The sequence below is a fragment of the Leucogemmata humicola genome (assembly GCF_055379415.1).
Genome location: NZ_AP040875.1, coordinates 1,277,145 through 1,289,580, shown reverse-complemented (window position 1 = coordinate 1,289,580; position 12,436 = coordinate 1,277,145). Strand labels below are relative to the sequence as shown.

Below are 12,436 nucleotides of genomic sequence, written 5' to 3'. Positions count from 1 at the left end.
ATTCCTCAGTAGTTGAAGCTGACGCCGGTCGTGATCGTGCGCGCGGTTGGGTATGCGCCGATGTCGATGCCCCGATTGAGGTTCGACACCGACTGTGCGCTCACGTCCGGATCAAACCCGCTGTAGTTCGTCTGCGTGAAGAGGTTCGTGCCCGTCACGTAGAAGCGCGCACTCGTCGCACCAAACCGGGAGAGAAGACGCTGCGGCAGCCCATACGACACGGAGATCGTGCGAAGGCGCAGATACGACGCGCTCTCGAGCAGGTTGTCGGTGAAGTTGTTCGTGCCGACCTGGTTCGGATTCTCTCCGATCGACGGGAACTTGCCGTTCGGATTCGTCGGGGACCACGCGTCGAAATAGCGCGCCGAGGATACGTTCACGCGCGGCGAACTCTCAGTGCGGATGCGGTTGACGTTCAGGATCTTCCCGCCGTGCTGACCCTGAAGCAACCCGGTCAGCTCGACGCCGCGCCAGCTGAAGGTGTTCGTGAAACCGTAGTTGAAGTCTGGTGTCGGGTCGCCAACAATCGTGCGATCGTTCAGCGTGATCACGCCGTCGCCGTCGATGTCGAGGACCTTCATGTTGCCGGCTTTGAACGCACCACCGTTGAAGTTCTTCCACGTGATGGCTGCAGCCGCCGCCGAGTCGCGAATCACGCCCTGGCTCTTGAAGCCATAGAACACGCCAAGTGGCTGCCCGACCTGAATCAGGGTGCCCGGAAGGTTGTAGTCCGTCGTGATCAGGTCGGCGAAGATCTGCTGCTGTCCGCCGAGGTCGAGCACGCGGTTCTTGTTCTTGGCGAAGCTCACGTTCGAATGCCAACTGAAGGCGCCCTTCACGGGCGACTTCACGATGTCGAGATCCGCGCCGAACTCCACGCCTGCGTTGGCGACGGAACCGACGTTGGCCAGCGCGCTCTGGAAGCCGGTCTCGTACGGCAGCGAGACCTGAAGCAGTAGGTCAGTCGTGCGCTTCTTGTAGTAGTCCGCGTTGATCGTCAGGCGATCGAACAGCGCGAGGTCGAAGCCGACGTCCGCCTGTCGGGTCGTTTCCCAGCTGAGATTCGGGTTGCCGACGGTTGACGCGTAGTAGCCTGACGACGCTGTGCCGCCGAAGCTGTATCCCTGGTTGTTGAGCTGGGCGAGCGACTGATATGGACGGATCGACGGGTTGCCGACGAGACCATACGAGAAGCGGAATTTCAGATCGTTGATCGCCTGGATGTGTGAGAACCACGACTCCGACGATGCGCGCCACGCCGCGCCGAGCGACGGGAATTCACCCCACTTCTTGTTCGCTGCAAAGCGCGAGGAGCCGTCCTTTCGGTAGGTCAACGTGAGCAGGTACCTGTCGAGCAGCGAGTAGTTCAGACGCGTCAGGTACGACTCGAGCGTCTGTGCGGTGTTCGACGACGCCACGCTCGGTCCGCCCGTTTGCGTGCCGGCGCCGATGTCGAAGTAGCCCGTGATGTCGTTGACGAAATTCGTGTTGTGCATCGACCCGGCGTCCGTGGTCGTCGACTGGCGCGAGTAGCCGCCCAGCAGGTTGATGCTCTGCGGGCCGAACGAGCGCTGATAGGTCAGCGTGTTCTCGTTGAGCCACGACGACGTTGTGGACGTCGCCCGAAGCGCGTCGCCGTTTACCTGCGAGCCGCGAAGCGTCGTGCGCGGATAGTACGTATTGCGCCAACGGCTGCCGTAATCCGAGCCGAGCGAAACGCGGAGACGAAGGTCGTGCGTGAGATCAGCCTGACCGAAGAAGTTGCTGAGGAGACGCGTGTCGCTCAGGCTGTCGATCACGTCCGCCGCGAGCGACACCGGATTCGGCGTCTGCGGCGCGTCGAGCAGCGAGTTGTACGCGTTGAGGTCGGTGTTGATGTACGAGTACGAACCGTCGAGCCGGCGAATGGGCATGATCGGTACGTACTGCAGCGCCGCGGCAACCGCGCCCGAGTTTCCATTCTGCTGACCCGACGTTGGCGTCGACTTGGTACGCGCCTGACTGGCCGCGAAGGTGCCACCGATTTCAATACGATCGCCAATCGACTGATCGACGTTCGCGCGCGCCGACAGGCGGCGGATGCCCGAGCCCATCACGATACCCTGCTGGTCGTACACGCCGCCCGAGAGCGCATACCGCGTCGGCTGAGCCGAGGCACTCGCACCTCGAACACCAATCTGAAGATTGCGCACCGGCGAATCGCGGAAAATCGCGCTCTGCCAGTCCGTATTGATGCCGCTCGCGATGATTGCGTTCTTCACGCTGTCGGGGAACGGCGTGAAAGGCGTGCTGGAATTCTGACCGTAGGTATTCGCGTAATCCATGTATTGCTTGGCGTTCAGCAGGTCGTAGCGCTTCGCGACGCTCTGCGAGCCGAGGTACGAATCGAGCGTGAACGTCGGACGCGTGCCGCGACCCTGTTTGGTCGTGATGATTACGACGCCGTTCGCCCCACGTGCACCGTAGATTGCCGTCGCCGACGCGTCCTTCAACACGCTGATCGATTCGATGTCGCTCGGATTGAGAGCGACGAGCGGGTTCGGAGGTGTCGTGCGATCGCGACCGCCATTTCCGGCCGCCGACCCCTGCATGTCGTTCTCGATCGGAAAGCCGTCGATGACGTACAGCGGCTCCGAGTTTCCGGTGATCGAGGACATGCCGCGAATGCGGACAGTGAGCGCACCGCCTGGCTCAGCGGAGGCTGTCGTCACCTGAACACCAGGCGACGTGCCCTGCAGCACCTGGTCGATCGTCGCGATCGGCGCCTTCTCGAGCGCCTCGGTCGTGACGGTCGCCACGGCGCCCGTGACATCGCGCCTGTTCTGCGTGCCGTACCCGACCGACACGACGGCGTCGAGTTGCACCGACTGCGTGTGAATGAGCACCGACGCCGTCACCGCATCGTTTGCCGGAACGTTCACCGTCCACGTGACTGGCGCGTAGCCAATTCGCTGCACGCGAATCTGGTGCGCTCCCGCTGTTACGCCATTGATCGTGTACCGGCCGTCGATCCCGCTCACTGCGCCGAGACGCGTGCCGATTACGACGACGTTCGCGCCGGAGACCGGCTGCCCGGTCACGCTATCGGTCACCATACCAGCGACTCGGCCGGCCGCCTGCGCCGTCGCGAGTCTCGGAACGGCGAACAGCAGCGCGAGCGCGAGAAAAGGTTTCGCCCATCGCATGACGAATCTCCAGGAGGGGTTGGTAAATCGGCGCATCATTGGGTTGTGAATTGGCATACTCTAAAGTCCGTGCGGCACGGCGGTGTGCTCCTTGAGCGACCGCAATGCGCGGGGACGGGAAACGGCGATCACCGGAGCGTCGACGTCGCTCGAACTGGATGATCGGCGCACGATGAGTTCGGGAGTGAGCAGTTGGCGCACCGGCGGCTGCTCGCCGCGCAGACGCGCCAACAACGTGTCGACGGCAAACGCGCCAATCAGGTCGCTCGGCTGGCGCACAGTCGTGAGTGGAACACGTGCCCGCGATGCCAGCTCGATGTCGTCAATCCCGACGATCGCGATGTCATCGGGAACCCGAATCCCCGCCTCGAACATCGCGTCCTGAAAGCCGAGCGCGCCGAGGTCGTTGTGGAAGAACATGGCGTCGGGTTTCGACGCGAGCGTGGCGACGTGCTGGCCGACTTCGTAGCCCGATCGATAGTCGTTCCATTCGCCGTCGTTCGGATACTCGAACGTGAACGCGGGATCGACGTGGAATCCGTGCTCCGCGACGGAGCGTACGTATCCACCGCCGCGAATGTCGAACATGCGGCTGCCAAACTTGTCGCCGACGAAACCGAATCGTCGACGACCGCCAGCAACGAGGTGCTCGCCGACGAGCTGCCCGGCGCGATCGAGGTCGAGTCCGATGAACGGCACGTCCTCGCCCTCGGTGTACGACACCATCACGTACGGGAACGCGCTCCGATGCAACCCGCGGATGGCGTTGCTCGGGTGGTACGTTCGACTCATCGAGACGATGATCAGCCCAGGGCTGCCGAGTTCGCGGAGACGCGCAATCTGTTCGTCTTCGCGATCGACGCGATTCGAGCTCGCCGCGAACAACAGTCCGTAGCCAAGCGCGTCGGCGCGCTGCTGAGCGGCGTGCGCGACGAGCGAGAAGAACGGGCTGTTGAGATCGCGAAGAACGAAACCGAGTACGCGGTCGGAGCGCGTGCCCTGCGCGGCGGCGGGTCGGACCGCGACGAACGTTCCGCGACCGACCCGGCTGTGCAGGATTCCTTCGCTGACCAGCCCCGACAGCGCCTTGTTGATCGTGATGACCGAAACGCCGTAATGCTCGGCGAGCTGTCGGTGGGGTTGGAGCTGTGTCCCGACTTGCATGCGCCCGGACACGATCTGGCTGCGGATGTGGGCGGCGACCTGCTGGTAGAGCGGCGTGCCTGAGGCGGGATCGATGCTCACGTTGACGGCCCGGGCGGGAGGGACTTCCGATACGCGGGAAGTGTTTATCCGTTGACTCCGCCAAACCTTAGGGCCGTGATATTGATATTGTCAATATGAGCAATGACGTCAGACGAGACGCAGACGCTCGCTGATCAGCGCGGCACGCCTCCCGTCCGAGCGAGCACCAGATGGATCGTCAGCGACGATTTGTATTGATTTTTCAGGACATACTCAGCGCACCATAACGCCAGTATGAAACCAGCAGATTATGTGTGCGCTACTCGCGCCGGCCAAGCAGGAACTCTCCCTTGGAGGGGTCGCGCGTTTGCCGAGTCGCCTTGGCCAACCGAATAGCCAGGTCAGCCATATGGCTCACCGCCCACTCGAAGTAGTGCGGCGTGAGCGAATTCAGCTCGAGATCCGGCGCCGGATTCATGAAATCGATGGCGTACGGAATTCCGTCGCGCACCGCCCACTCCAACGAACACATGTCGTAGCCGAGCGCGCGCATGAGCGTTTGCGAGTCACTGACGATCTGCGAGCAGAGCTCGGCCGACAGGTGGCCATGTTCCACGACGTACCGCCGCTCCTTTGGATCGTACTTCATCGGCAGCACGTCACGCTGGCCAAACGCCAGACAGCGGACGAACTGATCCCACTCGATGAACTCCTGGGCGATCATCGTGAGCAGGCCAGACGAGTTGTAGTTGTGGATCAGATCCGTCAGCGAGCGGCAGACATAGACATCCTTGCGGCCACCGCCGTGCGCGTCCTTCAGCAGACACGGCAACCCAACGTATTCGAGAATTTCGTCCCAATCGAGCGGATATTCGAGATTTCGTAAACTCTCATCGTGCTTGATGCCCGGCACGTACTCACGATTGGGCAGCGCGATCGTACGTGGACTCGGTATTCCGAGGCGCGTGGCGAGCGACGCGCCAAAGAGCTTGTCGTCCGACGACCACATGAACGGGTTGTTGACGATCGTCACGCCATGCAGCGCAGCATGTTTGAGGAACGTCCGGTAGTACGGCACTTCATGCGACAGGCGATCGATGATCACGGCGTAGTCCACATCATCGTCCATTCGCGTGCCGCCAAGCTTCACATATTCGGCAACCACGCCCTCGTCACGGCGTGCTACCTCCTCGATGAAGGCGGGCGGAAACGACCACTCCCGTCCAACAATGAGACCAATCTTCAGCATGTCCACCCTGTGAACTTTCAGCCGCAACACGATCGCCGGATTGTAATGCTAGACGGTCCACCAGCGTTTCGTCATCCACCTCGAATAACGCAATAACCGCTGAGCTCGGACGAGCGCGCTGCATACAACGCGATCGCGCGCTAACTCACGTAGCGAGCAGACGCAGTCCCGCCGTGCGACGCTCGCGCTTGCGCTGCTTCGCACTCCGTTTCGCCCCGCTCAACTCGTCGAGCAACTCGGCATAGTGTCGCTGATCATTCGGCTCGACATACGCCATTGCGACGCTAAGCGTCATCACTGGAAACACTTCTGGTTCGCCAGCTCTCGATGAGGCCGCCACCCACCCTCGACGAAGATCGGCCTCGTCATAGAGACTCGCGATTCGCCGATAGAACTCGCTCGCCAAACGCTCGGCGAGATCCTCTGCCGCGGCGGCCTCGACGATCGCTAAGAAATCATCGCCACCGATGTGCCCGAGAAAATGATTCCCGCACGTCTCAGCGAGTTCGACGAGGAGAATATCCGCCGTCATTGTGATGGCCAGGTCACCGCGGTGAAACCCGTACGCATCATTGAACGCTTTGAAGTCGTCGAGATCGATGTGCATGAGCGCGACGCGCTCCTCATCGCGCATTCGATGACGTAGCTCGCGCTCGATCATCGCATTGCCCGGAAGCCCGGTGAGCGGATTCGCATTGCGCGCGGCGTCGACGCGGGCGTCGGTGATCGCGGCGAGCAAACGCTGAACCGAGACGATGCCGCTAAAGATCCCAGACGCCGTGACGACGACATGATCGTAGAGCGACTGCGGATCGCGAGCCATCGCAAGACGCGACACCGCATCGAGCGACATACTCCGCTCGACGACTAGCGGCCGTCGCGCCGCCTGCTCCACTGGCCGCCGCAAGTACAGCTCACGACCGAATGCGCGGCCGAGTAGTTGATACACCTGCGACTTCATGAGCAGTCCCACGGGCGCGCCTCCGTCGACCACGACAACACCATCCAATCGCTGATCCTCGAATGCGCGTACCGCCGCCTCGAGGTCCGTCCCCGTCTCGATCGACGCGCCGTGCACCGCGAGTCGTCCGATCGAGTCCGAGGACGACGCTCCCGTGACAGCCGGGAGACGCTCCGCGGCAGCCAACGTCGGCCCAAGCGAAATCTCGTCGGCGATGCGCGGAGCAGGACGCGCGAGCAGAAATCCCTGGCCGAGTTGAACGCCGAGATCGCGAAGCGTCTCGAGTTCCTGCTCCGTCTCGATTCCCTCGGCAACAACTTCGATCGCCAAGGAGCGCGCGAGCACGAGCAGTGCTTCGACCGTCGCGCGACGGCCTTTGTGCTGGTGTACTTCGCGCACGAGCCCCGAATCGATCTTGATCAGATCGGGAACGATCTCGGCCATCATCTGCAGGCCGGAGTGTCCGGCGCCAGCGTCGTCCACGGCAACGCCAAAGCCCGCGATGCGATATCCGGAAATCGCCGCACGGAACGACGCGTAGTCGTCGATGCGCGTTTCTTCCGACAGTTCGAGCACGATCTGCGACGGTTGCAACTGCGCACGGTCGACGAGACCGTGCACCAGCCGTTCGAAGTCGTGATGCAGCAACGTCGACGGGAGTGCGTTGATGAAGATTCGCGAATGCGGCGCCCGTCGTCCGGCCTGACGCGCTGCGCTGTCGAGTGCCGATGCCCAACACCGCTCCTCGAGCTGAACCACGGCGCGAGCCCGAGCTGCCTCCGCGAACAGCGCACCCGGGAGCGCGAGCGGCGTGTCCACCGGACCGCGCGTCAGTGCTTCATACCCGATGATCGCGCCACGCGTCAGGTCGACGATCGGTTGGAAGTGCGTCGTGAGAAGCTTCTGATCAATGATCTGTTCGAGAGTGATCACGAACCACGGCTGGTGAGGGTGAAGGCTGTCGCACTTAGCATCGGCCTTCCGACGATCTACTTGCGCGCTCGTGTGTAACGGTCCGGCCTGCGTTCTGTCACAACGCGAGAGCATGCCCAATTCGCACGTCGTTGTTACTCGCCCTGCAACGAATCGTGACGAGCTTCCCCGACTGTTTCTGCGTCCGAGAAACCGAGCTCATGGCGATCCCCCTTTCGACCGCACGCGAGCGATGACCGCCGCCGCCCACTGCGACCGTTCGACGATCCTCGATTCGTTGATGCTCGACACGCCGAACGAAGCGGCGGGAGCGCACGCGATTCGGATGGGCGCGGACGTTCTGCCTCCAGTGCGCCGTCGTCCCGGCCAGCTCACGGTCCTCGACGTCACGAAGTGGTTCGGAGAGACGAGCGGCGGCGTACGCACCTATCTCCAACAGAAGAGCGAGTACGTCGCGGCGCACCCGGAATTGCGCCACGTGCTGGTGATTCCCGCAGCGCGAGACCTGGTCACGGATCAGGACAATGTTCGTTGGTATCGTTTGCGCGGGCCGCGCGTGCCGCGCCAGCCGCAGTATCGCTTTCTGCTCGCGACGCGATCACTCCGCAGAATCATCGCGCACGAACGGCCAGACGTGATCGAAGTCGGCAGCCCGGTTTTCGTTCCATGGGTCGTTGCGCACGCCGCGCACGGCACCGGTATTCCGTTGGTTTCGTTCTACCACACGAGTCTCACGACGTCGTTCGCCAACGCCGGCGTTGCAAGCGCAATCATGCGGAACGCACTCGGTTCATACGCACGACGCCTGGACAGACTCTTTCTTTCAACCCTCGTCGCGTCCGAATCGGCCGCCGCCGAGCTCAGGGGCGCCGGCGTCACGCGAACAGTTCGCGTGCCGCTCGGCGTCGACCTGAAGACGTTTGCACCCTGGCGACGTGCACGAGCGCGCGAGACGCGCCGCTTTCACGGTCTCCCGGAACACGGTCCGCTCGTCGTCTACGCCGGTCGACTCGCTGCCGAGAAGGCGCTCGAAACGGCAATCGATGGTTGGCGACGCTTCGATCCTGATCAGCGCGCGACGCTCGCGATCGTCGGCCAAGGTCCGCTCGCCCGACAACTCGCCACGCGCGCAGCAGGTACATCGATTCGGTTCCTGCCTTTTCAAGCATCGCGCGAGGACGTCGCCGACCTTCTCGCCGCGAGCGACGCGTATCTAGCGCCGAGCCCCGTGGAGACGTTTGGTCTCGCCGCACTGGAAGCACTCGCGTGCGGAACTCCCGTGATCAGCGCAGATCGCGGTGGCGTCGCCGAGCAGGTACGGCGCTCGAATGGCGGCGTGCTCTTTCGCACTGGCGATGCCGAGTCGCTCGCCGACGCGCTACGCCGTTGCCTTGGCGGCCAACCCGATCAACTCGGAGCAGTGGGACGCGCCTTTGTCGAACGCGAGCACGGGTGGGACTACGTGTTCGATCGCATCTTCTCGGTGTACCGAAGGATACTCGACGTATGAAATTGCTCGTCTCGATTCACGACGTCACGCCAGCGCACGCTCCCGCGATCGAACGCCTTTGGAGCATGTGCGCAAATCGCGACATCCTGCCCGCGTTGTTCGTCGTTCCCAACTGGCACGGCGAATGGCCACTCGAAGACTTTCGCTTCTTCTCTGACTGGACGCGTCAGCGCGCTGCGGAAGGATCCGATATTTTCTTGCACGGCGAACGCCACGACGAGATTGGCCTCCCGCGCCGCTTTGCCGATGAAGTTCGCGCGATTGGGCGAACGGATCGCGAAGGCGAGTTTCTCACGCTCAACGCCGACGCGGCGGGCGTTCGAATTGGCCGCGGACTCGCTCGACTCAAGCGCGCTGGCCTTTCACCGATGGGCTTCGTCGCGCCTGCCTGGCTCTCGAAGCGAGACTGTGCCCCGTTGATTCGCCAACACGGCCTTCGTGTTAGCGAAGATTCCCGCGCGGTCTATCTCCACAATCGAGGAACGCGTCTCGAGTCGCCCGTCGTCCGCTGGAGCGCACGCACGGAGTGGCGCGCACGCGTGTCGCCGTCCGTCGTGTCGTTTGCTTCCTGGCGCCATCGACGCCATTGGCTCGTGCGAATCGCGTTGCACCCGCAGGATCTCGGACATGAAGCAACCGCAGCCTCGATCGAAGCCACGCTCGACCACTGGGTTTCGCAGCGCACTCCGTGGGCGTACGCCGCCTTGTGAACGCTGCCCTGTTCTTCCTCCGACAATGAGCCGATGAGGATTGCCATCGTTTCCGACACCTACGCGCCTCAGGTGAACGGAGTCGCACGCACGCTCGCACGCACGACCGAGGCGCTGCAGGCGCGTGGTCACGACGTGCGCGTCTTCACGACGACGGACCCCGAAGCAACCGAGGATGCGTCGGTCGAACGGTTTCAGAGTCGCGCGCTGTGGCTGTACCCACAGCTTCGCTTCGCCGCGCCATCAACGCGTCGCATGGCAGCGGCGCTATCCGCGTGGAAGCCAGATCTCGTGCATCTCGCTACACCCTTTGGCGTCGGACTCGCCGGCCGCCGAGCAGCACGAAAGCTCGGGTTGCCGATGGTTTCGTCATATCACACGAGTCTGTCGAAGTACGCCGAGTTCTACGGACTCGGCGCGATCTCCGGCATTGGCTGGAAATTTCTTCGCTGGTTCCACAACAGCACGCGCCGCACGCTCTGCCCAACACAGGCAATCGTCGAGGAACTGAAGACGCACGACTTCGAGAACCTGTCGGTATGGGGGCGCGGCATCGACACTGCGCAATTCAATCCGCGTTGGCGCTCGGAATCATTGCGCACGAGTTGGGGCGCCGATGCTGACACGATCGTCATCGCACTCGTCGGCCGACTCGCGGCCGAGAAGGGATTGGACGTTGCCCTCGACGCGGTGAGCGAATTGGCGAGTGAGCGACGCGACGTCGTATGCGTCGTCGCCGGCGATGGCCCGTATGAACTCGAGTGCCGGCGTCGCGCCCCCGCAGGGACAGTGTTCACAGGACGCATTGGCGGGACGACGCTCAGCGAAGTCTATGCATCCGCGGATGTGTTTCTTTTTCCATCGACGACAGACACGTTCGGAAACGTCGCCCAGGAAGCGATGGCGTCTGGGCTCGTCGTTATTGGCGCGGACGTACCGCAGACGCGCGAAGTGCTACCGCATGACTGCGGACTGTTCTTTCGCCCGGGCAACGCGGCGTCACTCGCTGGCGAGCTTCGGTCGTTGCTGGCGAACTCTGACGGTATCGGTCGACGCAAAGCGCAGGGCGTTGCGGCAATGGCCCAGCGGAGTTGGATCGCGGTATTCGATGGGCTCGAGCGCGACTACCGCAGCGTACTCACGCAAGCGACGCAGACTGCGCCTGCGCCGACTTACGGCATCGGAAAGAACCAGAAGTTCTTGACCTGAGGGAAATAGAACGCGGGGTCCATCCCGTGCATCGTCTTGTCGACGAACTCGACGACGCCGTTGTGGTTGCGGACGTTGAGCACGTGGCCCAACACCGCGTCGGGAGCGTCCGTCGGCAATCGCTCGAATTCGACCATCACGATTCCCTGGCTGCCGACTCCCTCGCGTTGAACCATCTGGCGGATCTTCTCCGCTCCCCCTTCGATGTAAATCGGGTTGCCTTCCCAGATGGCGTCGAGTTGCTCGGGATTGTAGGTACCCGTGCGACGCGGAGCGAAGCCGTCGCCGTACGGCTTCAGCCTTTCGCGAATCTGATCACCCGTGTGTGCGAGGTCGTCAGCACCCCAGGGCTTGGCACCGCGGATGCGCCATGGCTGTCCGGTGCCAGCCGGTCCGCCGGTCTTGTACAACTCCGCCTCAGCCAGCGCGATCGGAAAGCACGCATTCTCCGCGAAGCATTTCGCCGGCGCCTTTGCGCCGGCCTTCGCGCCGTCCTGCAACGCCTTCGTGTAGGCGCTTCCAAACTTGGCCTCCGTAGCGGCGAGCGCCTCGAGCCGCACCGCAGCCTTCTCAACTTGAGCGATCTGTCGCAACGCCGGAATTTTTCCGAGTGCGGCCGGACCAGGTAGCGCGTTCGGCAGATTTTGTCCTATGAACCGCGCCGGGTTCTTCTGGAATTCCTTCACCGCTTGTTGAGCAGCAGCACGAAGGCGTTTGTGGTTCGATGCATTGTCGTTCGTGAGATAGTCCGCGATGCCTTTCGCCATCTGCTGCAATGGCACACCAGGCTTTTGCGCGAGGAACTTCAACGTGCCGCTGGCCCAGTCGGCCAGGCCCTTCGCGAACTCTAATCCCGGATTGCCGCTGTCGTCGAGCTCCTCCGCGACTTGATCCATTTGCGCGGATAGCTTGAACAGGCGCGTCTGATCGCCCGACGAGAGAATCTCGTTGCCGCTATTGGCGCCGGTGTCCTTCGCCGGCGTGCTCGGCGAACCCGACGAGCGAACGGCGGTGGAAACGCAACGGGTCCGGTTGATGTCGACGTACGCCTTCTCGTTTCTCGCGTCTTCGTCAATTCTGTCGGCGCGCAGCGGCATCATGTCCGCCTCGCGCTTCTTTGCGGCTGCGGCACGACAGTCATTGGCTCCGCTACCCGTGCACCGCGTTATCGCTTTTTTGTAATCCGCATCGACGTCGATTTCACGCTTGTGAATCTCGGCCAGCGCGTCATTGTGCCGCTTGTTCTCCTCCTGGCGCGCGTTGAAGCAGTCGTCGGCGACGGAGTTCTGTGCGACAGCTGGAACCGCGATTACGAGCAGCGCGACCGAAGCAGCGCGCCAGACACGGCGGGGCGTGAGGAGAAAACGCATTGCGGGATCTCTCGTGAGGGGAGGGTTCTCGGGAAGGCCCGTGAGATGATATCCCATTCGGACGGGGGCACGGAAGAGCACACAAAAATGAAGGGCCTGCGCGCAGCGCAGGCCCCCTCCGAAT

At 62.8% G+C, this 12,436-nt stretch carries 8 protein-coding genes; 3 read left to right on the top strand and 5 right to left on the bottom strand.

Annotated elements, in window-relative coordinates:
• Positions 1–5 precede the first annotated feature (5 nt).
• The 4 genes from AC6H4Z_RS05370 to AC6H4Z_RS05355 all read right to left on the bottom strand — a co-directional run bounded on the left by AC6H4Z_RS05370 (position 6) and on the right by AC6H4Z_RS05355 (position 7,513).
• Positions 6–3,185 (bottom strand): SusC/RagA family TonB-linked outer membrane protein, encoded by a 3,180-nt coding sequence (locus tag AC6H4Z_RS05370; protein ID WP_497545707.1) that lies wholly within the window; start codon positions 3,183–3,185, stop codon positions 6–8.
• 60 nt (positions 3,186–3,245) lie between these two features.
• A complete protein-coding gene (locus AC6H4Z_RS05365; protein ID WP_497545706.1) occupies positions 3,246–4,430 on the bottom strand; it encodes a LacI family DNA-binding transcriptional regulator in 1,185 nt (394 codons plus the stop codon).
• Positions 4,431–4,689: 259 nt separating this feature from the next.
• Complete coding sequence (locus AC6H4Z_RS05360) at positions 4,690–5,619, bottom strand: ATP-grasp domain-containing protein (RefSeq protein WP_497545705.1); 930 nt, start codon at positions 5,617–5,619, stop codon at positions 4,690–4,692.
• Positions 5,620–5,764: 145 nt separating this feature from the next.
• Positions 5,765–7,513 carry a bifunctional diguanylate cyclase/phosphodiesterase gene (locus AC6H4Z_RS05355; protein ID WP_497545704.1) on the bottom strand — a complete coding sequence of 583 codons (1,749 nt, stop codon included), beginning with the start codon at positions 7,511–7,513 and terminating at the stop codon, positions 5,765–5,767.
• Between the two features lie 232 nt (positions 7,514–7,745).
• On the opposite strand from AC6H4Z_RS05355, the gene AC6H4Z_RS05350 reads away from it, so the two are divergent.
• Genes AC6H4Z_RS05350 through AC6H4Z_RS05340 form a run of 3 tightly spaced genes read left to right on the top strand, consistent with a single transcriptional unit; the run spans position 7,746 to position 10,942 of the window.
• Complete coding sequence (locus tag AC6H4Z_RS05350; RefSeq protein WP_497545703.1) at positions 7,746–9,023, top strand: glycosyltransferase; 1,278 nt, start codon at positions 7,746–7,748, stop codon at positions 9,021–9,023.
• A complete protein-coding gene (locus tag AC6H4Z_RS05345; RefSeq protein ID WP_497545702.1) occupies positions 9,020–9,733 on the top strand; it encodes a DUF2334 domain-containing protein in 714 nt (237 codons plus the stop codon). Before AC6H4Z_RS05350 ends, AC6H4Z_RS05345 begins: the two co-directional genes overlap by 4 nt.
• 33 nt (positions 9,734–9,766) lie before the next feature.
• On the top strand, positions 9,767–10,942 hold the full coding sequence (locus AC6H4Z_RS05340; protein ID WP_497545701.1) for a glycosyltransferase family 4 protein: 1,176 nt from the start codon (positions 9,767–9,769) through the stop codon (positions 10,940–10,942).
• Here the strand turns inward: AC6H4Z_RS05340 and AC6H4Z_RS05335 are convergent.
• On the bottom strand, positions 10,906–12,312 hold the full coding sequence (locus tag AC6H4Z_RS05335; protein WP_497545700.1) for a hypothetical protein: 1,407 nt from the start codon (positions 12,310–12,312) through the stop codon (positions 10,906–10,908). The two genes, AC6H4Z_RS05340 and AC6H4Z_RS05335, sit on opposite strands and share 37 nt — an antisense overlap.
• Positions 12,313–12,436: the final 124 nt, after the last annotated feature.

Coding starts and splice junctions, on each gene's coding strand:
- AC6H4Z_RS05370 (WP_497545707.1), bottom strand. CDS start 3,185: ATGCGATGGGCGAAACCTTTTCTCGCGCTCGCGCTGCTGTTCGCCGTT.
- AC6H4Z_RS05360 (WP_497545705.1), bottom strand. CDS start 5,619: ATGCTGAAGATTGGTCTCATTGTTGGACGGGAGTGGTCGTTTCCGCCC.
- AC6H4Z_RS05350 (WP_497545703.1), top strand. CDS start 7,746: ATGACCGCCGCCGCCCACTGCGACCGTTCGACGATCCTCGATTCGTTG.
- AC6H4Z_RS05345 (WP_497545702.1), top strand. CDS start 9,020: ATGAAATTGCTCGTCTCGATTCACGACGTCACGCCAGCGCACGCTCCC.
- AC6H4Z_RS05340 (WP_497545701.1), top strand. CDS start 9,767: ATGAGGATTGCCATCGTTTCCGACACCTACGCGCCTCAGGTGAACGGA.
- AC6H4Z_RS05335 (WP_497545700.1), bottom strand. CDS start 12,312: ATGCGTTTTCTCCTCACGCCCCGCCGTGTCTGGCGCGCTGCTTCGGTC.